Source organism: Jeotgalibaca sp. A122 (assembly GCF_052266715.1).
Taxonomy (GTDB): Bacteria; Bacillota; Bacilli; order Lactobacillales; family Aerococcaceae; genus Jeotgalibaca.
Genome location: NZ_JBQPRB010000001.1, coordinates 36,321 through 58,449 on the forward strand (window position 1 = coordinate 36,321; position 22,129 = coordinate 58,449).

Below are 22,129 nucleotides of genomic sequence, written 5' to 3' on the forward strand. Positions count from 1 at the left end.
CGCAAACTCAAAGTTTGCGCTTTTTTTATAATCATTCAAAATCTTGGTGAAGTGATTTTTCTTCGTATACGCAATTGATGGCATACGCCAACAAATCAGCCACACTTACCTGTATCACTTTATCGATTTGCTTTTCTTCAGGCAGGTAAATGGAATCAGTCACAATTATTTTTTCAATCACCGAACTCTCTAAAAGTTCAGTCGCTCCCTTAGAAAATACAGCATGCGTTGCGGCAACATAGATTTCTTTAGCACCTTTTTCCTTTAAGGCCAAGGCTGCAATTGCCACCGTCGTTCCGGTATCCACTAAATCATCGAATAAAATACATATTTTTCCTGCAACGTCCCCAATAACATTAAGTCTCTCAGGTATTTTTGTCGCTTTCGTTCGCTTGTCCACAATTGCAAGGGGAACTTTCAAAACTTCTGCCAGTTTACGGCCCCGGCTCACGCCACTGTGATTTGGTGCAACCACAACGGTCCCTTCTCCACCAATTCCACGTTCCAAAAATCCCTCAGCTAACAATGACGTCGCTGATAAGTGATCAACAGGAATGTCGAAGAATCCCTGTATCTGTGGTGCATGTAAATCCAAGGCAATTACTCGGTCCGCACCAGCCGTCTGCAATAAATCAGCTACCAATTTTGCGGTAATGGGTTCACGGGGTTGGGCTTTGCGGTCTTGTCGGGCGTATGCATAGTACGGCAAAACAATATTAATCGTCAGAGCACTTGCACGCTTCAAAGCATCCATCATGATGAGTGTTTCCATAATATTCTCATTCACTCTACCAGTGGTTGATTGAATCAAAAAGACGTGTTTCCCACGAACACTCTCTTGAATCGTAATCTTTGTTTCTCCATCGCTATGCTCAACGATTGACGCTTTACCCAATTCAATATTGAGACTTTTCGCAACCTTTTCTGCTAAAGGCCGATTTGAATTAAGTGAAAATACGGTAAATTCTGGTTTTTCTTCTATATTCAATTGTGACTCCCCCAAACTCCTCTTTGTACCCCCTAGTTTATCACGTTCACGTAAATTGTATAGCATTTATATTACATGCTTTACCTTGAATATATCGGAAATTCTTGTTGAATACGCTATAATTGGTTTAAAAACAGTCATTTGGAGGACTCTATGAATATCCAGCATAAAGACATATTAAAAGAAAATGCCTATTTAAAAAGATTGAACAAGGAATTGCTTGAACAAATTTTTCATGATGACTTTACTCAGTTTCCTTGGTTGGGTAATCTAGGTCGTTGGTTTTGGGATGTATCAGAAAACGTGGTAACTTTTAACCCACTCAAAAGCGAAGCGATTGGTTATAGCCGTGATGAATTACCTGATGAGATTGGATTTGAATTTTTCACGGAAAAGCTTCATCCCGAAGATTATGACCATGTGATGGATTTGATGACTGCTCATTTAAAAGGTGAAGCGCCCGTTTGGGAAGTGAAGTATCGGATTAAAGCCAAAGACGGTTCCTGGAAAGTTTTTTACGATAGAGGTCTGGTAACGAAGCGCGATGCTGAAGGCAAACCGCTGTTTTTATCCGGTAATGTTTTCGATGTCACGGTTGATGCGTTTGACCGGCAAGAGAGCATTCAAAAAACGCGCTATTGGAAACAACAAGCTCAATATGATCGCCTCACCAACCTTTATTCTCGTAAAGAGCTCGAACGTCAGTTACACATTATAGAGAAAAACGGTGAAAACTATAGCCTGATGGTTATAGATATTGATTATTTCAAAAATATTAATGATTCATATGGACACTTAGCAGGAGACAGTGTACTGAAACAAATCGGAGGTATTATCAAAAGTTGCGCACGAGAAACAGACATCTCGGGCCGTTTCGGTGGAGATGAATTTATCATCGCCTTTCCCCAGACAACCAAAGAGCAGGCTCACGCAGTTAGTTTGCGACTTCAAGATGAAATAGACGACCTAACATTCGACCTTCCTTCAAAACCAACACTCAGTATCGGTATTGCGTCCCGTTTTGAAGCAGACGACTTCACCGGTGTTTTCGAGCTAGCGGATAATCGCCTTTATCAAGCAAAGAATGCCGGCCGTAACCAAGTTGTTTTCAAATAAACGCAAAGGTTGGCCAGATTCTTTAAACCTTTGCGTTGCTATCTTATTTATGAAGCAAAAGTATGGAAAATTTAACCAACCTTTGCGTCCTGATGCACTTTAATACGCAAAAGTTGACTCTATTTTTAATACATTTGCGTAATGAATCGAAAACGACTCCCCTTTTTAATCATGGAGAGTCGTTTTTTGACTTAATTCTTTAAAATAGCGAAATTCATGGAATCTGATTCCTAATTAAGAGCACCGGAACTACTTGAAGCTGAAAAAATAACCCTACAGCTTTATAGTGCTGGCGATCCTTTCGAAATAAACTTAAAAATGCACCTCCCGGAATAAAGCGGGACGTGCATTTTTCTTACTTAGACAAATCGTACTTAACAACCTTCCGTGCCTGTTTCATCAGAAGATGTGCGTTATTTCCATACTGTAGCCCGATTACCAGTTGGCCGTGAACATAGAAATTATCCAGCACACCATAACGTTGACTCACAGCCTCAGCACTTGGCCACAATACTTGTACGCCACCGAACGCTTCCGGCTGAAGGATGCGTTCATTCATTAATTGTCCCAATAAATCGGAATTCATCTGACTAATCTTTAAGTTTTGATTTTGACCGGTCGCATTTACCAAGTAATCGACCGCAACGTTCTCACTCTGCAGTTGGACTACAAACCCATTTTCCAAAGCATCTACTGCCTTCATCTTATCCCAGACCTTGATTTCGCCGGCATTCCAGGCTCTCATCAATTTTTCCAGTGATTCTTTTGGCATCGGGGTCCGAAAATGACGGAACAAAGGCTCATAGTGCGAATAAAACAAATCCCGATCCGCTTCGGTTAATGCAGCCATAAAATCAGCCAAATAGAAATCCATTTTGTGGATAATCCCTTGCAAGATGCCCAAATCCGTCTCTTCCCGCAACTGTTCGTTCAACTGTTCCTTACTGCCTTTGCCAAAGCGATAATTCAAATCATTGAAGTTGATTTCCTTGTCTTCACATTCCAAATAAAACCATTCCACCATTTTTTTAAAAGGAACAAAGCCACCATGTAATTTCTTTTCGCGCTCCAAATTTTCGAGCGTCAAATATTTCAAATCCGCATCCAGTTCCAAACCACGATACAGGGAAAAATGCGCGTTCCGCGCAAAAAAACCAAGTTTATAATTTTTGCCCTGATTCCTTAAAAAACGCATTAAGTCTATGGAAGTTAAACCTGTTCCAATGATTCCGATGCGACTGCCTTCGGGAAAACCAGCCAGTTTCTCTTCAACCGGATAGGGATGAAGAATGAAATGCGGATGATTTTTTAATTGGTATGGGTCTTGATAAGGCAATTGTCCCATACAGAGATGTACTTTATCAAAAACGGTTTTGGTTGTTGCCGTCTCTACCTGGTACGTCCTATCCGCTAAAACACGAATTGCTGTTACATTTTCTTTAACTACTTTTGGTTTCAATATCTGCACGGCTTGGTCCAATTTTGTCTGCAAGTATTCTCCGTACCATTTCCGCGGAATAAAATCTTTATTCCCGGCAGATGCATCTTTATGCGCTCTGACCCAACTCACGAAATCATACTTGTCATCTTCTTCCAGACTCATAGTATCCGCAGTTTGGTTGATCAATAATAATTCCGAATCATCTTGATAAGGAATACCGGTCCCGAATGTTTTCGACTCATTAAATAATACAATTTCAAAATATTGGTAATCATCATACTCCGCCATTGCTTTTAATACACTGATGCCGGTAACTCCTACACCAACGATGGCAATTTTCTTCATAGTCCTGAATCTCCTTACAAATAACAGTTCTTATTTTGTAATTATTCTAATGTATATAAATACATTATACATCAGATAAGTCTCAATAGTCAGCAAAAAGAGACCGGATTACTCCGATCTCTTTTTCCGCTATTCTGTTTTTCCATGACTATAAAAAATTACGTTAAACGAGCCTGTGTAGCGACCTTCACTATTTTTTTCAAAGCTAAATGTCTGAATGTTCCATACGCGTTCCATTCCTGACAAAGTTTCCAATAATGCCACCATATTATCTGGTGTATCGCTTGTCATGGTTACTTGATAAACACTTTCACGGTAAGCTTCATCCATGCCTTCAATGGCTTGTGGTTCCAAACTACGAGAGAAACTATTGATGGTCACGGAATTTTGAGCAGCTGCCTTTTCCAAATCAACCACGTCTTTATTGACTTTCTCACCTTCTGGCAAGAAAGCTTGTGTGGCTTCATATTCCGTTTCGATTTCTTCCAATAAAGTTTCATCAGGCGGATAGGATTCCAGCAACGTTTTTTGTTCTTCGACCAGATTTGCCGTGATAGCGGTTCGTTCCTTGACAGGATCGATAAGGTAAACTGTGCCATAAACGAGGCCACCCAATACCATCGCGACCATGATAAACAAAATCGAAAAAGCGGTTCGGTTCCATTCTAATTTCATGGCTGGACCTCCCCTCGCAAAGCATCTTCATCAAGCGTTAGCCATATTTCAGCCAAAGAACCAGCTTCCTCGGCTTGGTTTTCCACACGTATTAATTGAACATTCGTAACGTAAGCTTGTTGGCGATATTTCAAAATCGTTTCATCTATTTCCTTCACAGATAAATCGTTCAAAACCAGCGTTACTTGGTTGGTTTCATCCAAACTGAAGGTTATGATAGTTGCCGAACCGCCTGGAATAATAGAAATGATTGCCTCTGCAGCAGTCGCCATCGGATATTGTCTTTCTTCGAATAGTACTTTATCTTCATTAAGTTGCGCTGCCGTTTGCTGATAGTGCTTCATTTGCCTTGAAATGGTTATCCGATTCGCTTCATCCGCTAGCCAAGTACGATTTCTGTCATATGAATTATTTTTTTGTCCAAAGCTATGACATCTTATAATATCGGCAATAAGTTAATAAAATTAACAGTAAACTACCATAAAACGGCAAAAAAATAAGACCCTTTTCGGATGAAAAGGGTCTTATTAAGGCTCTATAATAAATGGTGTTGGTAGGTATTCTTCTCGGAAATCCCGAAGGACGGTGGGGTTGCTTGTGGCCGTGTCAAGGATGCAATGCGAAAGTAGGGACCGTTGGCGCTTCAGCGTCTACGGTCCCTTTGAGGCTTGCAAGCCCGGAGACTACAGGCTCAGGGCGGTCCCACGGCAGTACACAAGCAAACACGCAGGCCGAAGGGCATTTCCTTCACCAACACCAGATAACCAAGAACCCTTATTAATATAATAATATCAACTTTCAATAATTTTCTGGAAAAATGGCACATCTAAATATTCGACCGATTTGCGCGTCATCGAAATTTTCTTTTCTTCTGTCAGCATCTTCACGACCCGGCTGGCTGTTTCCCGGGTCGTACCTGCGACGATGCCTAAATCACTGATAGTCATGGGGTAATTAATAATGCGCTTGTTCCCTCTCTCCAAGCTTAAATCTTCCATCCAGATAGCCAATGTATGAATAACTTTTTGAGTTGCGTTTGGTATAGTCGTCATCTGAATCCGTTTCTCCAGAAAACGGATTATTTTCGTGGCTTGCTGGTACATAAATATCAATTGTTCGGCATTTTGTTTTACAAGGTCATTGATAACAGCTTGCGGTATCAACATCAAATCAACATCTGTCTGTGCATAGCCCGTATAATTATAGTATTTCCCCCGTAATACCCCACCGTAAGGAAAAAATGTATGATCGGAAACATAATCCACGTAGGCATATTCTCCCGAATCATCCATCTTTTCCAGCTTGATCAATCCTTTAAACAGATAATACGCGTACTGATTCGGATCTTCCTGGAAAAAAATTATTTGGCCTTTCTGGTACTGGTGAAAAATAGAGGTCGATGCAATAGTCAGGATTTCCTCGTTCGAAAAACGCCGGAAAAATTCCTCCTCCTGGATATTTGAAAGGTATAATTCTAAGTCACGGTTAACCACTAGGTGCCTCCTTACTGTATGAAGCGAGTGCTCTTACATTTTTTCAGGAACCTCGATACCCAGTAAATGCAAACCATCTTTCAAGACGATTGACGTTGCTTCCACTAATGCCATCCGCGATTCCAATTGCTCATTCTGTTCTAAAATACGCGTATTACCATAGTATTTATTAAATACTTGAGCCACTTGGATTAAGTATTTCGTCAAAACGGATGGCTCATATCCGGCTGCTGCTTGCTTGATTATTTTGCCATAATCTTCTATTTTTTTGATGATTTCCCAGCTATAGTCATCTTCCAAACCAAAAGTTTTTTCAGGATTTATTTTCTTGGCATATTTTTCCAAAAGACTGCGCGCCCGCACATAGGAATATTGTACATATGGCCCGGTTTCACCTTCAAATTGAACAATTTCTTCAATCTTGAAATCGAAACTGTTCAGACGGTCTTTTTTCAAATCATGGAAAATAACGGCACCCACCCCTACTTGACGTGCAACTTCATCCTGATTTTCCAACTCAGGGTTTTTCTGTAATATTTGTTCCTTTGCCAATTTCATCGCTTCATTTAAAACATCTTCGAGCAGGATAATTTTACCTTTACGTGTTGATAATTTCTTGCCACCTAGCGTAATCAATCCAAAAGGTACATGATGCATGTTATCTGCCCATTCATGACCAAGGCGTTTCAAAACAGCTTTAAGTTGCTTAAAGTGATTGGCTTGTTCATTTCCAACGACATAGACACTTTCCACAAAATCGTAGGTACGTTTCCGATAGTAAGCAGTCGCCAAGTCACGTGTTAAGTACAACGTTGCCCCATCCGATTTTTTTATCAAGGCTGGAGGTAAACCCTCCTCATCCAAACGCACAATGGTCGCACCATTTTCAACAGTCGAGATATTTCCTTTTTCCAAGTCGTCAAGTATTTCCTGCATCTTATCGTTGTAAAATGACTCTCCGTTGTAAGAGTCAAACGCTATCCCCAAGATTGCATAGATTTTATTAAATTCCTGTAGCGACTCTTCCTTAAACCAGTTCCACAGCTTGTACATTTCTTCGTCGCCCTCTTCGAGCTTCTTGAAAGCTACACGAGCGTCTTCTTCCAAGGTGGGATCCAAATCAGCTTTGTCGTGGAAATCAACATATAATTTAACCAATTCATTAACTGGATCACGTTTGATGACTTCTTCATCGCCCCATTTTTTGTAGGCTACGATTAACTTTCCAAATTGTGTTCCCCAGTCTCCTAAGTGGTTAATCCGGATAACATTATAATTCAATTTCTCCATAATATTCCCTACGGCATTGCCGATAACAGTCGAGCGCAAGTGCCCCATCGACATGGGTTTGGCAATATTCGGGGATGACATATCAACCGGTACGTTCCCGCCTTTACCTAAATCCTGATAACCATAGTGTTCACGCTGTGTCAGTACGTTATTTAAAACGATGTTACTGAATGTTTTTCGATTGAACTTGAAATTGATATAAGGACCAATCGTCTGAACCGACTCAAAGAAGTCGGTATTCATTTTCTCAACCAGTTCTTTGGCGATTTGGTTGGGTGCTTGGTGGTATATTTTTGCCAATGCAAAAACAGGAAATGCTAAATCACCAAATTCCGGGTTACTCGGAACCTCAATCAAATCGGTTATTTCCTCTTCTGACAAGTGGTCCCCTACCAAAGGAAATAGCGCTTTCAAAATATTTTCCTTAAAATCCATGAAAAGAACCCTCTCTCTACTCATAATACCAATAACCCCTAGAAACTTCCATTTATTTCTGGGAGGGTTCTAGGGGTTTGATTGATATTTGCTATTTTGTAATAATAGTTCCGGCATTTGAATCAATCAAACGGCCAATATTCTCCAACGACGTAATGATTGCGGTATTAGTTTCACCACTTGTGGCAAAATCGATAGCCGCTTCCACTTTCGGCAACATACTACCAGGAGCAAATTGTTTTTCTTCGATGTAGGCTTTTAGTTCGGAAACCGTCACATGCTCTAGTTTCTTTTGATCTGGTTTATTAAAGTTGACGAACACATAATCCACACCGGTTAAAACTACAAATAAATCAGCTTTTAGCTGGCTGGCTAACTGTTGGGAAGCAAAGTCCTTGTCAATGACAGCCTCCACACCTTCTAGGTGCCCGTTCGCTTTTTCAATGACAGGAATACCACCACCACCACCGGCAATCACGATTTGGCCTGTTTCCACCAAGCTGGAAATGGTGTCGATTTCTTTGATAGCAACCGGTTTTGGCGATGGTACGACTTTACGCCAACCGCGGTTCGAATCTTCCTTGAAAGTTCCTTTACCTTTGGCCATTTCATTTTTGGCTTCTTCTTCACTATAAAACGGTCCAATTGGTTTAGTGGGATTTTGAAAGGCTGGATCGGCTTCATCAACAATCACTTGTGTCACGATGGTCGCGACATTTTTATTTATTTTCCTATCAGTCAATGCGTTTTGTAGCGCATTTTGTAACCAGTAACCAATACTCCCTTCAGTCATGGCGACTAAGCTATCAAGCGGGAAAGCCGGATTTTTAGCGGAATCAGCTTCCAAGTTTTGTAATAAGAGGTTTCCTACTTGTGGGCCGTTACCATGTGTAATGATTAACTCATCACCATTTTCGATAAATTTGACCAGATGCTCAGCAGTTTGCCAAACCGCTTTTTTTTGTGCTTCTGCAGATGGGTTATCCACCAGAATGGCATTTCCCCCAAGTGCTACTACAATTTTACGTCCCATATGTTTTCTCCTTTTTGATACCAAAGAAATTCTGGCATCAGCATTTCTGAATATTATAACAAAATTGAGAGCTTAGTAAATGAATATTTACCAACCTAACATGGCAAAGATTACCAATAGTAAGATGGTGACCACGAAAACAATACCGAGTAACTTGGCCATGAACTTCCACCAAGTCGTAATTTCCAATCCTGCAATCGCCATTGCCCCCATTACAACCCCAGAAGTTGGTGTAATCAAGTTGACAATACCGGAAGCGGATTGATAAGCGGTGATTACTAAACTTTCTGAAACACCGGCAAAGTTTCCTAACGGTGCCATGATGCCCATCGTCGCTGCTGCAAGTCCGGAAGTAGATGGGATCAGGATGGATAGCGGGATATAGAAAATGTAGGTCATGGCGATAAAGATACTTTCAGATAAACCACTCAACGCTTGTTCACCCCAGTAAAGAACCGTTGCCGTAATTTGACCATCATTCATCACAACCTGAATACCACGCGCAATCGCAACAACCAAAGCAACACTTAAAAGATCTTTTGTTCCTTCAAGGAAAACATGGATATAACGTGGTTCTGAAATACCATAGACCATCGCGATAATAATAGACATGATAAAGAATAGCACCGTGATCTCGTTTAAATACCACCAGCCAAACGGAAGGAAGCTTTGCCCAACTAGTGGACCAAGGATTGGTGTTTCACTGATAGTCGTATAGATGTCTTCAAAGAAGGTAAAGCCTGGGAACAAATCACTCCATGGAATCAAGCCGATAATCATGATTACAAATGACAAAGCGAATAAAATCAAGACTGTTCTTTGTTTGCTTGTCATTTCACCGATATTTTCTTTTACGGCGAATGTTTTTTTCTGCTCATCCATAATGTCGGAAATATAGGAATTTTTTTTGTCTTCTTGTACGCGCTTGGCATAACGGGAGACATACACTGCCCCAATCACATACATGACGATGAAAAAGATTACCCGGGGAACAATACCGTCCGCCAAGTTAATACCAGCCATCGCTGAAGCAATACCGGTCGCAAATGGGTTAACTGTTGAAGACAAAACGCCCAGACCGGAGCCCACCAGAATAACCGCAACCGCCGACAGTGAGTCAAACCCTACCGTTACCATCAACGGAATCAACAGTGCATAGAAAGCCATCGTTTCCTCCGCCATCCCATAGGTTGATCCACCCAGGGCAAAAATAAACATCAAGATCCAAATGAGCCGTGACATGTTTTTTTCGTTCTTTTTGATAACAGCGGAAATACCGGCGTCAATGGCACCCGTCTCCGTAACGATCGCCAGGAATCCACCAATCACTAAAATAAAGAGGGAAATTTCAATTGCACCCTGCGTTGCATCCGTCCCGACCATTCCTTTGAATGGTGCTGAGAGGATATCCCAGATTCCTTGTGGTGTTGCCTCAACCGCATGGTAGGTACCACTTAATACCTCACCGTCAGCATTTAAATCGTATTGGCCTGCAGGGATAATCCACGTCAAAATAGCAGTAAGTATGATGATAATAAACAATATTGTATAGGAAGTTGGCATCTTAAACTTTTTCTTATTCGTTTCGGCCATTTTTTTCACATCCCCATAAATCCAGGATTGAGAAGGCTAACGCTCAATCCTGGTTTTTATTTGTCCTAAACCCGTGGAATGAAGAGGTTGCCGTTTGTGACTGCCATAATTGCCTTGATGGAATGCATCCGGTTTTCCGCTTGCTGGAATTGACGTGCTTGTGGTCCCCGGAATACTTCGTCGGTTACTTCCATTTCACTAACACCATATTTTGCCGCAACGTCCTTGCCGTAGACCGTTTCGGTATCATGGAATGCTGGCAAACAGTGCAACAAAATCCAGTCGCCTTCGATATGATCGGTTAATTCTTTATTGATTTGATACGGAGTAAGGAGTTTAACCCGCTCTTCGAATTTCGCTTCTTCTCCCATCGAAACCCATACGTCGGTGTATAGTGCATCGGCATCTTTGACGGCAGCATGTGTCTCACTGGTGATTTCAATGACCGCTCCTGATTCTTCAGCATATTTTTTGGCCATTTCCACCAATTTTTCATCAGGGAACAATGATTCAGGTGTTGAAATTGTAATATTGACACCCAAGATGGCGCCGGTGATCAGTAAACTGTTTGCAACGTTGTTACGTCCATCGCCCAAATAAACTAACTTTTTGCCTTTGATTTCACCGAATTCTTCTTTTAATGTCATAAAGTCAGCAATCATTTGCGTTGGGTGCCACGCATCCGTCAGTCCGTTCCAAACTGGAACACCCGCATATTTACCCAAATCCTCTACCATTTCTTGGCTGAAGCCCCGGAATTCAATCCCATCGAACATACTTCCCAGTACTTTAGCAGTGTCTTCAACCGATTCTTTTTTACCCAGTTGAATATCATTTGCACCCAGGAATTCTGGAGATGCTCCTAGATCATTCGTTGCCACAGTAAAGGCAGCACGCGTCCGGGTTGATGTTTTTTCGAACAGTAAGGCGATGTTTTGCCCTTTCAGGTATTGGTGTGGAATTCCTCTTTTTTTCATGTCTTTCAAATGAATAGAGAAATCTATCAAATAGTTTAGTTCATCTTTCGAAAAGTCGATTTCTTTCAAAAAGTTTCTTCCTTGGAACATGTGAATTTCCCCTTTTATATTTTATTTAAATATTTTCTCTGTAAACCGGCATACTCATGCAGCGCGGACCCCCACGACCCCGTACAAGTTCACTGCCATCAAATTCATAGACTTTAACCCCTGCCTCACGTAACAATTGATTCGTGACCGTATTACGGTTATAGACAATCACCTCACCCGGTGCAATTGCCAAAGTATTGGAACCATCATTCCATTGTTCCCGGGCTGCTACAACCGGGTCTCCCCCGCCACAACGAATGAGGGTGACAGCTTCAACGCCTAGGGCTTCGGCCAAAATATGATCAATCGTATCAACTTTTTCCTCAATCTTAACTTCATCGCCATCTTTTGTGACTGAAAATACTTGTAGGTCTCCTTCAATCTCTGGATGGATGGTGAATTTGTCGTAATCAACCATTGTAAACACGGTATCCAGATGCATGAATTTACGATTTTCCGCAATCAGGAATGCGAGCACTTCATCGAAATCGGTATCCTTGAATATATTTTTGGCAAGCTTTTCAATGGAACGGGCATCCGTACGTTGAGAAATTCCGACCGCCAAAGTCTTCTCGGACAGGATGAGAATGTCCCCACCTTCAATCCGCGTTTCTGATTCCCGGTTATAATAGGTTTCAGTCGCTTTTAAATGCGGATGGTAGTCAAATATGTATTTCCCATATAGCGTTTCCCGGTTCCTGGTTTCTGCATACATACGGTTAATGGAAACGCCATGACCTATCGTCGCAAATGGGTCACGGGTAAAATAGAGATTCGGCATTGGGTCTACCAAGAAAGGATAAGTCTCGTTGACTGAGTTAGACAAGGTTGTTGTTTCTGGAATGCTTAGTTCCTGTTTGGTATAGCCTTCCATTGTCTTTAATACCATTTCAAAAGTATCATCATAATTCAATAAATCCTGACGAATCGCTTCATAACTTGGACCTTCTGATAATCCGGATTCGGATAACCACTCATCCACAAACTGTTCTTTTACCCCTGCATCATCAATGGCCTCTGCGACGAGTTTTTCCAAATAAAGGACCTCTACGCCATGATCAGTTAATATTTTTGCGAATTCATCGTGCTCTTTTTGCGCTGCTTCAAGAAAAGGAATATCATCAAAAAGCAAACGATCTAAATAGTCGGGAACAAGGTTTTCCAGTTCACGTCCTGGACGATGCAAAATAACTTGTTTCAATCTTCCGATTTCGGAAAAGATATTTACGGCTTTATTTGTACTTGTTGTCATCTGTTGTTTCCTCCTTGTTTTTTCTTAACCTCACTATAGCACGACGAGAAAACGCTTTCTTGTGATTAGTCACAACAATTATGTGACAATAATCACATTCGTTATAGTTTATAACACCTTTTAATCTAATCATAATAATAAATTTACAATAAATCACGTTATTACACGTTTCGTTGTATTTCTATCTCGACACATGAAAATATGATAAAAAATTAAAGTGCAATAGCCTTCCATGAATACCCAAGCCAGGCAATGAATTTTAAAACATCCTGGGTTTCAAGGAATATCGTTTGAGTATTAATGTTAGGATGGAAACTCATTCGCTGTTCAGTGAGAATCGCTTGATCGAAATAGACCTGAATATCTCTTTCAGTATTGTTTATCAAGCCAAAAATCGATACTGATCCTGGTTCCAGTTTCATTTTTTCCATGAGTCTATCCGGTGAGGCCATTTTCACACGATTAGTTTGGACGGTTGTTTGAAACTTTGACATATCAAGTTTCTTGGAGTCATCCAGAATAACGAGGTAGAAGGCAGATTTTTTCTTGTTCGTCAGAAACAATGATTTGGTACGTACGCCCTCGATGCCTTCAATATAGCGATTCGCTTCTTCGGTTGTGAAAACGGGCGGATGTTTTATCGTTTCATAGTGAATATATAATTGCTCTAACAAGCCAAATATTGCTTTTGACATTTCTGCACCTTCTTCATTTTTTTTAATTATATCGAATAGGAAGAACAAAGGCACTTTCCGCATTTGGAAAGTGCCTTTGTTTATGCGTTTTTAGCGATGAAACGAACCAGTTCTTCTGTTTTGTCCCAACCAATACATGGATCGGTTATGGATTGTCCGAATTCTGTTCCGCCTGGTTCCTGGCGTCCGTCTTTCAAATAGCTCTCAATCATGAAGCCACGCACATAATTGTGGATATCTTCATTCCACTTCCGGTTCATCAATACTTCCTGGACAATACGGAATTGTTCCAAATATTGCTTGCCGGAGTTGTCATGATTTGTATCAACCATGACAAACGGATTTTGCAAAACGCTACTCTTGTAGAGATTGATCGTCTTCATCAAATCTTCGAAGTGATAATTTGGCACGATTTCCCCACTCTCCATTGAACCACCACGTAAAATAACGTGAGCCAAGGGATTCGAACTTGTTTCCACATCCAGACCGTTGTACATCAATTCTTGTTTTTGTTGGGCAGCGTAAACGGAATTGAACATAACTTTCAAATTGCCGCTGGTTGGATTTTTCATGCCGGTTGGATGATCAATACCACTTGCAACAAAACGGTGTTGTTGGTTTTCAACAGAGCGTGCCCCTACTGCGTGGTAACTGACTAAATCATCGATAAATAATAGATTGTCCGGGTAAAGCATTTCATCCGCAGTTGTCAGTCCGGTTTCTGTAATGACACGATTATGCATACGACGAACGGCAACCATGCCGCGGATAATATCAACATCACCACTTGGATCCGCTTGATGCATCATACCCTTGTAACCATCTCCGTTAGTCCGTGGTTTATTCGTATACACACGTTGGACCATGAAAATTTTATCTTTTACTTCCTCTTGTAATTTCGCCAGACGTCTCGCATATTCAAGTACGGCTTCTTCATTGTCCGCTGAGCAAGGTCCGATAACCAAAAGAATACGTTTGTCTTCACCTTCTATAATTGCCTTTAATTCAGCGTCGCGTGCTACTTTATGAGCGGCTGCTTCTTCTGATAATTTTGTGATTGATTTAATTGTCGCAATGTTAATATGTTTGCTTAATGCATTGAAACTCAATTCAGACCCTCCTTCAAGAAAACTTTTATCCATCTTACCAGATTTTAATGAAGTTTTGGGATTTATTTTGGTTATTTCAGATTTATCATTTTCCGCCAGAAGACTTCCCCCTCAAGAAATGAAATGGGCATCGCCCAATGAGTAGGCGGGAGAGGAATGGCGGTAGGCGTTAGCCTACGTTTTTCTAAGCTATTCTTTGCGTGCTGCACACCTTCCCGCTTGATAAAGAACTTACGTTCGCGTATCATGGGCTATAAAGAAGGTGAAAAAAATGCGCATCCACAAAGCCTACAAATTCCGTCTCTACCCCACCAAAGAGCAACAAATATTGATCGCGAAGACCATCGGCTGTTCCCGTTTTGTGTTCAACCATTTCCTGTCCGAATGGAACAATGTCTACAAAGACACGGGAATGGGACTGAGCTACGGCACCTGTTCCGCCGGGCTGCCTGCGTTGAAGAAAGACCCGGCAACCGCCTGGTTGCAGGAGGTGGACAGCGTCGCCCTGCAATCAGCCGTGCGGAACGTGAGTGATGCTTACGACCGCTTCTTCAAAAAACAGAACGCCGTCCCGCGGTTCAAGAGCAAGCGGAATCCGGTCCAGTCCTACACGACCAGACAGACCAATGGGAACATCGCCGTTTTGGCGAACAGGCTGAAGCTGCCCAAGTTGGGGCTGATCCGGTTCGCCAAGTCCAAGGAAGTCGCCGGCCGGATCTTGAGCGCCACTGTTCGGCGGAACCCGTCGGGCAACTACTCTGTTTCCCTTTTGGTTGAGACGGAGGTTCAGCCCTTGCCGAAAACGGGTTCCGTTTGCGGGGTCGATGTCGGCTTAAAGGCTTTTGCCGTCATTTCCGACGAGACCGTCTACGGAAACCCAAGGGTTTCCCACAAACTGGAGCGGAAACTGGCCAGAGGGCAGAAAATCCTTTCCCGGCGCAGGGGACAGGCCAAAAAGGACGGACGTAAGCTTTCCGAATCGAAAAACTATCAGAAGCAGCGTGTCAAGGTCGCCCGGATCCATGAACGAATCAGTCATGCCAGAGCCGATTACCTGCAAAAGATTTCGACCGAAATCGTCAAAAACCACGACGTCATCGGGATCGAAGACCTGCAGGTGTCCGACATGCTGAAGAATAAAAGGCTTTCCAAAGGAATAGCAGAAGCATCCTGGGCGCAGTTCCGGACGATGCTGGAATACAAAGCGAAATGGTACGGCAAGCAAGTCGTCGCCGTCGCCCGGAACTTCCCTTCCAGCCAACTCTGTTCGTGCTGCGGCTACCAAAACAAAGACGTGAAGAATCTCCGGGTGCGCGAGTGGGATTGCCCGCAATGCAATGCCCACCATGACCGGGATCTGAACGCAAGCATCAATCTCAAAAACGAAGCCATGAGGCTTCTAACCGCAGGAAGCTGCGGGGATAGCCTATTAAGATAACCGGGGGATACCCTGGTGTTCGTAGGAATCCCCCACCTCTAAGCGATAGCGTAGGTGGGGGTAGTTCAAGCGAGGATATTCAGACTTCTCATTGCGACTGAGAGAATTAGAATAATCCAAATAACACGTGTAGAGTTCAATTCTTTTCTACCTAACATCCAATATGTTAGAGCAACCAATAAAGCAGGCACCAAGCCTGGCATGATTGCATCCACTGTGTCTTGTAAAACAAGCTCGACACCTTGATTTTCATAAACATAAGGGACAGATGCTCGAACAACTGTTGGAATTAAAGCACCAATGACTGTAATACCTAAGACTGTAGCAGCATTCGTAAATGAAGTGAGTTTATCTTTTAAGGTCGTAACCAATTTCACACCTTGTTTATATCCAAGTGGCAGTAACAACGAACGGCCATACATCAAGATCATGTTCGCAACAATCCACATGATAACGCCGGCTGCACTCCCTTGTTGTGCCAAACTCGCTGCGATGGATCCGAATATCGTGCCCCAGATAACGTGGAAAAGTGAATCCCCAACACCAGCTAATGAACCCATCAAGGCTGTTTTCAATGCAACAATAGTTTCTTTTGATTCATACCCGTCTTGTTCTTCAATCGCAATATCGATACCCAAAATCAAGTTACCGAAGTTTGCATTTGTGTTAAAGAATTGGTTATGGGTTTCCATCATATCCTGGTACTGTTCCGGTTTGTCGCCATATATTTTCTTCAATGCCGGTAGAATCGCATAGAGGTAACCTGAACTCATCATTCGTTCGTAGTTCCAATTCAACTGACTTCCTAAGATATATCTCCAGCTCATTTTATTTAGATCTTTTTTGGTGATTTTGTTATCCATTGTATTATTCATCCCCATCGAATCCTCCTTCAAAAGTACCTTGTGTAGCTGTTTGAACACTTCCTTGTGTGTGCGCCACTTGATTATTGTCACTGTTATAAACGAACAGCGCCGCCACTAAACCAATCATTGAAATTCCCAACATTGGGATGTTTAAGTATGCAGCCAAGAAGAAGCCAATCAGTAGGTATGGCATATAGCTTTTAGTTGGCATGTAGCGGAGTAAAATCGCAACCCCGACTACCGGTAGCACACCACCAGCTGTCTTCAAGCCGTTCATTAACCACATTGGAATGTTTTCAGTAATGGTAATAACCACAGAATCGCCAACAACTAGCATTAAGAAAATGGGTAAAGCACGGCTCAATCCCCAGAAGATTGATCCCGCTAAAACTAGGCCAGGAATCTTTTTATCTTGCATCTTTTCAATAGCAGCATCCACACGGTGTAATAGGAATACGTTACCGAGACGTGCTACAACATCCAATTGCAGCATTAAGAGTGAAACAGGAACAGCAAGTCCAATTCCGAACTCAGCCCCTTCTCCTGAGATAATTGCAAAAACCGTACCGATAACAGCACCTGTAAAGTAGTCCGGAATACTCGCCCCACCGAAAGCAGCGATTCCCAGTTGCATCAATTGCAAAGTTCCTCCGACCATCAAACCAACTGTTGTATCTCCCATAATAAGTCCGGTAACAAAACCTGCAATGACAGGTTGCGTCAAAGTGTTGGATATTAATGAATCGTTAATTGCCCAGAATGAAAATATAGTAAGTAATAGTATTTGAAAGAATTCGAGTTGCATAAGCTTATTTCTCCTTATTCGTTAGTTTTTTCATGAAATCTGTTGCTGGTTCATTTGGAACCAATTGCGCTGTTATTGAAACACCACTGTTTGAAATAGCTGTAAATACTTGTTCTTCTTCTTTTGTAATGTAAATGTTTTTCGTAATTTCGCGGTTTCCTGTTTCGAAACTCATATTTCCTACTGTTAAACACTCCAAGCTGCCACCTAAATCAATAAATTTTAGAACATCAGTCGGATTTTTGAAAATTAAGAATAGTCTTTGTTTCCCATATTTACCGCCATTAATATTCTTAACTGCATCTTGAACAGTCAATACCGATAAACGCATTGATTTCGGTGCAGCCATGCGTAAGGATGATTTTTGCAATACATTTTCTGCAGCTGTGTCATTAATCACTAGTAAGCGTTGCGTTTTCAGAGTACTGGACCAAATTCCGGCAACCTGTCCGTGAATCAAACGCTCGTCAATACGGGCATTGACAATATTTGCTTGTCCGGCAAAAGCTTGATATTTTTCAAGTGCATCATCGTTAGACTTGGGTGTATGCACTACTTCTTTTGAAGATGCTTTTAAATCCACCATTGTTTCTTTTGCCGATGCTAAAATCGCATCTGGCGAACGATTGCTTCCCAATACACATTCCAATGCCACTGGTAAAGACAAACCACTAATAATTTCAACGTCCGGATTATCCCTGTACATTTGTAACGAAACGTTCGCAGGAGTGCCGCCCAATAGATCCGCAATAATGATTGTTTTACCTGTAAAGGTTTTCATTTTGTGTTCTAATTCTTCGCCAAATTGTAGGTTATCGCCATCCGGAGTTAGGGAAATGGTGTGGAGATTGGGTTGTTTACCCGCAATCATTTCTAATGAAGATTTCACACCCTCTGCCAATAATCCATGGCTTACTAAAACGATATTTTTCATGTGTTCCTCCATAATTATTTAATTTATTTTGATAACTTAGTCGGTTAAGTTATCAAGAAATTCGTTAATTATCTTACTAAACTGCATTTTTCGAGCTTCTCACAATATTGATTAACGTAAGTTAACATGGTATCCTTGGATAAAATCATCAGCCCCAATGATAAAAGAAGGGAACGTTTCTATGACATTACCGAAATACGAACTCATTAAACAAGACTTATTGAAAGAAATTCAAGAACATAAATTCTCTCCCGGGGATAAATTCTATTCTGAATCCGAGTTGAAAGCACGTTATAACGTCAGCTCTATTACAGTTGTCAAAGCGTTAAATGAACTTGCTGCGGCTGGTTACTTGTATCGTGTCCAAGGGAAAGGTACTTTTGTTTCAAAAGCAAAAATCGGTGCTACTGTTAAATTTTCAGATATTGAAAACCACCCGTTGGATACAGAATCCGTGACCGTCTTATCTATTGAAGAAAAGAATGACGCGGATATTTTGAAAGAGCTCGGCCTATCTGTTGATCAATCTTATATACAGATTGTACGGGTAAGGAAAACATTGAACCAGCCCTTCCTCATCCACTTTACTCATTTGCCGCTTAACCTGGTTAAGATGCCAGTTAAGAATAAAGCACATTACGCAAGTATTTACGAAAAAGTAAGAAAAGACTTTGACATTGACATGTACGCACTCGCTTCAACTGAAACGAATGAAATTATTTTCCCTGAAGATCCAGAAATTTTGAACAGTCTTACCTTAAGTTTCCGTGAACCGGTTGTGGTACAAAAGAAACATTCATACCTCAGTGATGGTACGGTAGCTGAGTACGTTGTCAGTTATAAACATTGGAAATATTTCAAAACGAAAATTGAAGTAGAAGCTTTAATTTAACTCGATAGCCGCGAAAGCTTCTATCGAGCTTTTTTATATATAAACAGGTTTTTCAACAAACTGAAGGCTTTCGATTAATACACCTTCTGTTTCAAATACCACAATTTCGTTCTTGCCCGGTTTTAGTAAATCTTTCGGACAATACAAGGATAGATGTGGTCCCCTTTCCCAATATCTCCCCAGATTAAAACCATTTACAAAAATCACACCTTTTCCGTATTTTGAACAGTCAATAAACGTATCGGCTACTTCGGTGATTTCCGGTGTAAACTTATAGAACGAAGGAGCAGAGTGGTTACTTTCTTGCGTATAATCAATTAGCGCCAGTTGGTCAGCATCTAATTCCAAGGTGAATTGCTCATAGACTTGGTGGAAATGAATGTCGTACATCACACCGCCACGAATTCCTTTTGACTGTGTCGGTGCATTTAACTTATGACCATAGTTCACTCTTCCTTGGTTTTCCAAAAGAATCGTAACCTCTAAGTCGTTGTCGCCCGCCATTTCTTCGAGAATAATATCTTCCCCGATTTCATGTTGTTTTTGTATTTTGATCTTTTCTTCATTCAAGTAAACATGAATCCGGTCACTCGCCTCAACCACACGCAAGCGATTTTCACGGTGATAATTCTTAAGTGTCATTTTGTATAACATATACCCATAGCCACTGCCCGCTTCTTCCATGCGCAAAGGGTATGTGGACTTAATTGGTTTCGCAATCGTATCTAAGGTGTTAAACAAACCAACTGCATTAGCTACTGGGAATTCCCCCAAAGCTTTCAGCGTTTTACGTCGCGGTTCTGCTTGCCAAACATCCGGACAAACTTCTTTAATCACACGTTGAACGGCAAAGTACTTTTCAGTTGGTTGTCCATCTTCAGTTAAAAGTGCGTCGTAATCATAGCTGGTAACTTGCGGTAAATCAGTCATTCCACGTGCTGAGCAACCATTATTGAAACCGAAGTTCGTGCCGCCATGAAACATATATAAGTTCAATGAGCCCAGTTCCAGCATTTCTTTCACATCATGTGCCAAGTCTTCCGCATCCCGACGAATAATTTCTTCGCCCCAACGGTTGAACCAACCGTCCCAGAATTCCATACACATCAGTGGCCATTTTTTATTGTGGCGCTCCATGAAAGCTTTTAGAACAGCTGTATTTTCTTTTGATTTGCTCCCAAAGTTACCCGTAACGAACACGTCATCTTCAATCATACTGCCTGAATCCAAGACTTCATTCCAAGTGCCATCTGCTGTAAACAGTGGCACACTAACCCCGCAATTTTGCATAATCGTTTTTGTCTGGCGTAAATACTCTTTCTCCATCCCATATGAACCGTATTCATTTTCGATTTGCATCATGATGACCGGGCCACCCGCTGTCACTTGATATGGCGCTAATTTTGGTAATAAATGACTAAAGTAGTTTTCCACTTTTTCAATGAAACGACTGTCTGTTGAACGTAGACGGATATTTGGAATATTTAGTAGCCAAGCCGGCATACCGCCGAATTCCCATTCCGCACAAATATATACGGATGGACGTAAGATAACCAGAAGTCCTAGCTCTTCTGCTTTTTCGATAAACTCAAAAATATTTTTTTCACTTTTAAAATCAAATTGCCCTTCCACTGGTTCGTGGATATTCCAAGGGATGTAGGTTTCTACCGTGTTTGCTCCTAAGGCCTTCAGGTTGTATAAACTGTCTTCCCATTGGCTTGGCATCATCCGGAAATAATGAATGGCTCCACTTATTAATTTAATTGGTTTACCGTTCAAGATAAATTCTTCTTTAATCTCAAAAGTCTTCATTTTACTTCCTTTCTACAACGTCTCCAGAAAAGCCCTTACATTTAGAATGAAAAATGAATGGTTGTTTCAATTGTTTGGAAACCTTTGTGGGTTCTTTAATACCTTTTTAGACTTGATATGTTAACATGTCAAGTTCCATGTTTTTATTATACTTAACACATCAAATATTGCAACACTTAATTTTATTATTTATTTTCTATTTGCTACAATAGCTTTAAAAGGTGGTGGATACCAAATGATTAGTGATAATGATTTAAAGTATTTAACACGCTGTTTGGAATTAGCGCAAGAAGCTTTGGATAAAGGGGACGAACCTTTTGGCTCAGTATTGGTTAGTGAGAATGGAGAAATTTTGTTTGAAGATCACAATCATGTCGCAGGTGGTGACCATACCCAACACCCAGAATTTGCAATTGCACGTTGGGCAGCCCAAAATCTTTCTTCCGAAGAACGTCAAAAAGCTACAGTCTATACATCCGGAGAACATTGTCCCATGTGTGCGGCAGCTCACGGGTGGGTCGGTTTAGGCCGGATTGTTTATGCCAGTTCATCCCAACAACTCGTACAATGGCATAAGGAGCTGGGTCTGCCACCCTCACCGGTTTATAACTTATCTGTTCAGGAAATTATCCGCAATGCAGTAGTGGATGGCCCCGTTCCGGAGCTGGCAGAAAAGATTAAGGGTATGCATCACAAATTGCATGCAAAAAAACGATAAGTCTCAAGTAAAATGATGATTTGGCTGTTCTACTTGATTGTTTTTCCGATAAGTCTCAAGTAAAATTTGTTTTTCAGAAATCTACTTTACCCTTTATGGGCAAAAATAAAGACGATGCGGATTGCCCGCATC

20 protein-coding genes are annotated in these 22,129 nt (G+C 41.4%); 4 read left to right on the plus strand and 16 right to left on the minus strand.

What is annotated here, in order from left to right; translation table 11 throughout:
- Window positions 1-31: 31 nt before the first annotated feature.
- Window positions 32-988, minus strand: a complete 957-nt coding sequence (locus ACTU7M_RS00170; protein WP_443472346.1) for a ribose-phosphate diphosphokinase — start codon at window positions 986-988, stop codon at window positions 32-34.
- A gap of 153 nt (window positions 989-1,141) precedes the next feature.
- Between ACTU7M_RS00170 and ACTU7M_RS00175 the strand changes: the two genes are divergently transcribed.
- Window positions 1,142-2,104 carry a sensor domain-containing diguanylate cyclase gene (locus ACTU7M_RS00175; protein WP_443472347.1) on the plus strand — a complete coding sequence of 321 codons (963 nt, stop codon included), beginning with the start codon at window positions 1,142-1,144 and terminating at the stop codon, window positions 2,102-2,104.
- 355 nt (window positions 2,105-2,459) lie between these two features.
- On the opposite strand, the gene ACTU7M_RS00180 is transcribed toward ACTU7M_RS00175, so the two are convergent.
- The 11 genes from ACTU7M_RS00180 to ACTU7M_RS00230 all read right to left on the minus strand — a co-directional run bounded on the left by ACTU7M_RS00180 (window position 2,460) and on the right by ACTU7M_RS00230 (window position 14,532).
- A complete protein-coding gene (locus ACTU7M_RS00180) occupies window positions 2,460-3,890 on the minus strand; it encodes an FAD/NAD(P)-binding protein (protein ID WP_443472348.1) in 1,431 nt (476 codons plus the stop codon).
- 129 nt (window positions 3,891-4,019) lie between these two features.
- On the minus strand, window positions 4,020-4,565 hold the full coding sequence (locus ACTU7M_RS00185) for a hypothetical protein (RefSeq protein WP_443472349.1): 546 nt from the start codon (window positions 4,563-4,565) through the stop codon (window positions 4,020-4,022).
- The gene (locus ACTU7M_RS00190; RefSeq protein ID WP_443472350.1) at window positions 4,562-4,909 is read right to left on the minus strand and encodes a hypothetical protein; all 348 of its coding nucleotides are present in this window, start codon (window positions 4,907-4,909) and stop codon (window positions 4,562-4,564) included. Before ACTU7M_RS00190 ends, ACTU7M_RS00185 begins: the two co-directional genes overlap by 4 nt.
- A 447-nt stretch (window positions 4,910-5,356) precedes the next feature.
- Window positions 5,357-6,058 (minus strand): Crp/Fnr family transcriptional regulator, encoded by a 702-nt coding sequence (locus tag ACTU7M_RS00195; protein ID WP_443472351.1) that lies wholly within the window; start codon window positions 6,056-6,058, stop codon window positions 5,357-5,359.
- Between the two features lie 33 nt (window positions 6,059-6,091).
- Window positions 6,092-7,783: an arginine--tRNA ligase gene (argS, locus tag ACTU7M_RS00200; protein ID WP_443472352.1), complete on the minus strand. Its 1,692-nt coding sequence runs from the start codon at window positions 7,781-7,783 to the stop codon at window positions 6,092-6,094.
- A 91-nt stretch (window positions 7,784-7,874) separates the two neighbouring features.
- On the minus strand, window positions 7,875-8,816 hold the full coding sequence (gene arcC, locus ACTU7M_RS00205) for a carbamate kinase (protein WP_443472353.1): 942 nt from the start codon (window positions 8,814-8,816) through the stop codon (window positions 7,875-7,877).
- A gap of 87 nt (window positions 8,817-8,903) precedes the next feature.
- Window positions 8,904-10,409: a YfcC family protein gene (locus ACTU7M_RS00210; RefSeq protein ID WP_443472354.1), complete on the minus strand. Its 1,506-nt coding sequence runs from the start codon at window positions 10,407-10,409 to the stop codon at window positions 8,904-8,906.
- A 65-nt stretch (window positions 10,410-10,474) separates the two neighbouring features.
- On the minus strand, window positions 10,475-11,476 hold the full coding sequence (gene argF / locus ACTU7M_RS00215) for an ornithine carbamoyltransferase (protein ID WP_443472355.1): 1,002 nt from the start codon (window positions 11,474-11,476) through the stop codon (window positions 10,475-10,477).
- A gap of 25 nt (window positions 11,477-11,501) precedes the next feature.
- On the minus strand, window positions 11,502-12,728 hold the full coding sequence (gene arcA / locus ACTU7M_RS00220) for an arginine deiminase (RefSeq protein WP_443472356.1): 1,227 nt from the start codon (window positions 12,726-12,728) through the stop codon (window positions 11,502-11,504).
- Window positions 12,729-12,940: 212 nt separating this feature from the next.
- Window positions 12,941-13,423: a prolyl-tRNA synthetase associated domain-containing protein gene (locus ACTU7M_RS00225; RefSeq protein WP_443472357.1), complete on the minus strand. Its 483-nt coding sequence runs from the start codon at window positions 13,421-13,423 to the stop codon at window positions 12,941-12,943.
- A gap of 80 nt (window positions 13,424-13,503) precedes the next feature.
- Window positions 13,504-14,532, minus strand: coding sequence for a 3-deoxy-7-phosphoheptulonate synthase (locus ACTU7M_RS00230; protein ID WP_443472358.1), 1,029 nt, complete (start codon window positions 14,530-14,532; stop codon window positions 13,504-13,506).
- Window positions 14,533-14,803: 271 nt separating this feature from the next.
- Between ACTU7M_RS00230 and tnpB the strand changes: the two genes are divergently transcribed.
- A complete protein-coding gene (tnpB, locus tag ACTU7M_RS00235; RefSeq protein ID WP_443472359.1) occupies window positions 14,804-15,970 on the plus strand; it encodes an IS200/IS605 family element RNA-guided endonuclease TnpB in 1,167 nt (388 codons plus the stop codon).
- Window positions 15,971-16,035: 65 nt separating this feature from the next.
- Here the strand turns inward: tnpB and ACTU7M_RS00240 are convergent, their stop codons facing one another.
- From ACTU7M_RS00240 to ACTU7M_RS00250, 3 genes are read right to left on the minus strand one after another with little or no spacing between them, the layout of a single operon-like run.
- A complete protein-coding gene (locus ACTU7M_RS00240; protein WP_443472360.1) occupies window positions 16,036-16,851 on the minus strand; it encodes a PTS system mannose/fructose/sorbose family transporter subunit IID in 816 nt (271 codons plus the stop codon).
- Window positions 16,838-17,641 (minus strand): PTS mannose/fructose/sorbose/N-acetylgalactosamine transporter subunit IIC, encoded by an 804-nt coding sequence (locus tag ACTU7M_RS00245; RefSeq protein ID WP_443472361.1) that lies wholly within the window; start codon window positions 17,639-17,641, stop codon window positions 16,838-16,840. The genes ACTU7M_RS00240 and ACTU7M_RS00245 overlap by 14 nt, the downstream gene beginning before the upstream one ends.
- A 4-nt stretch (window positions 17,642-17,645) precedes the next feature.
- Window positions 17,646-18,575, minus strand: a complete 930-nt coding sequence (locus tag ACTU7M_RS00250; protein ID WP_443472362.1) for a PTS mannose/fructose/sorbose transporter subunit IIAB — start codon at window positions 18,573-18,575, stop codon at window positions 17,646-17,648.
- Between the two features lie 181 nt (window positions 18,576-18,756).
- On the opposite strand from ACTU7M_RS00250, the gene ACTU7M_RS00255 reads away from it, so the two are divergent.
- A complete protein-coding gene (locus ACTU7M_RS00255; protein WP_443472363.1) occupies window positions 18,757-19,467 on the plus strand; it encodes a GntR family transcriptional regulator in 711 nt (236 codons plus the stop codon).
- A 33-nt stretch (window positions 19,468-19,500) separates the two neighbouring features.
- Here the strand turns inward: ACTU7M_RS00255 and ACTU7M_RS00260 are convergent, their stop codons facing one another.
- A complete protein-coding gene (locus ACTU7M_RS00260; RefSeq protein ID WP_443472364.1) occupies window positions 19,501-21,279 on the minus strand; it encodes a glycoside hydrolase family 35 protein in 1,779 nt (592 codons plus the stop codon).
- A 235-nt stretch (window positions 21,280-21,514) separates the two neighbouring features.
- On the opposite strand from ACTU7M_RS00260, the gene ACTU7M_RS00265 reads away from it, so the two are divergent.
- A complete protein-coding gene (locus ACTU7M_RS00265) occupies window positions 21,515-21,997 on the plus strand; it encodes a nucleoside deaminase (protein ID WP_443472365.1) in 483 nt (160 codons plus the stop codon).
- Window positions 21,998-22,129: the final 132 nt, after the last annotated feature.

What these genes read in the sequence shown, in the direction of transcription:
- ACTU7M_RS00255 (WP_443472363.1), top strand. Translation starts at nt 18,757, where the DNA reads ATGACATTACCGAAATACGAACTCATTAAACAAGACTTATTGAAAGAA.
- ACTU7M_RS00260 (WP_443472364.1), bottom strand. Translation starts at nt 21,279, where the DNA reads ATGAAGACTTTTGAGATTAAAGAAGAATTTATCTTGAACGGTAAACCA.
- ACTU7M_RS00175 (WP_443472347.1), top strand. Translation starts at nt 1,142, where the DNA reads ATGAATATCCAGCATAAAGACATATTAAAAGAAAATGCCTATTTAAAA.
- tnpB (WP_443472359.1), top strand. Translation starts at nt 14,804, where the DNA reads ATGCGCATCCACAAAGCCTACAAATTCCGTCTCTACCCCACCAAAGAG.
- argF (WP_443472355.1), bottom strand. Translation starts at nt 11,476, where the DNA reads ATGTTCCAAGGAAGAAACTTTTTGAAAGAAATCGACTTTTCGAAAGAT.
- ACTU7M_RS00265 (WP_443472365.1), top strand. Translation starts at nt 21,515, where the DNA reads ATGATTAGTGATAATGATTTAAAGTATTTAACACGCTGTTTGGAATTA.
- ACTU7M_RS00240 (WP_443472360.1), bottom strand. Translation starts at nt 16,851, where the DNA reads ATGGGGATGAATAATACAATGGATAACAAAATCACCAAAAAAGATCTA.
- ACTU7M_RS00185 (WP_443472349.1), bottom strand. Translation starts at nt 4,565, where the DNA reads ATGAAATTAGAATGGAACCGAACCGCTTTTTCGATTTTGTTTATCATG.
- ACTU7M_RS00190 (WP_443472350.1), bottom strand. Translation starts at nt 4,909, where the DNA reads ATGAAGCACTATCAGCAAACGGCAGCGCAACTTAATGAAGATAAAGTA.
- argS (WP_443472352.1), bottom strand. Translation starts at nt 7,783, where the DNA reads ATGGATTTTAAGGAAAATATTTTGAAAGCGCTATTTCCTTTGGTAGGG.
- ACTU7M_RS00225 (WP_443472357.1), bottom strand. Translation starts at nt 13,423, where the DNA reads ATGTCAAAAGCAATATTTGGCTTGTTAGAGCAATTATATATTCACTAT.
- ACTU7M_RS00245 (WP_443472361.1), bottom strand. Translation starts at nt 17,641, where the DNA reads ATGCAACTCGAATTCTTTCAAATACTATTACTTACTATATTTTCATTC.
- arcC (WP_443472353.1), bottom strand. Translation starts at nt 8,816, where the DNA reads ATGGGACGTAAAATTGTAGTAGCACTTGGGGGAAATGCCATTCTGGTG.
- ACTU7M_RS00250 (WP_443472362.1), bottom strand. Translation starts at nt 18,575, where the DNA reads ATGAAAAATATCGTTTTAGTAAGCCATGGATTATTGGCAGAGGGTGTG.
- ACTU7M_RS00210 (WP_443472354.1), bottom strand. Translation starts at nt 10,409, where the DNA reads ATGGCCGAAACGAATAAGAAAAAGTTTAAGATGCCAACTTCCTATACA.
- arcA (WP_443472356.1), bottom strand. Translation starts at nt 12,728, where the DNA reads ATGACAACAAGTACAAATAAAGCCGTAAATATCTTTTCCGAAATCGGA.
- ACTU7M_RS00180 (WP_443472348.1), bottom strand. Translation starts at nt 3,890, where the DNA reads ATGAAGAAAATTGCCATCGTTGGTGTAGGAGTTACCGGCATCAGTGTA.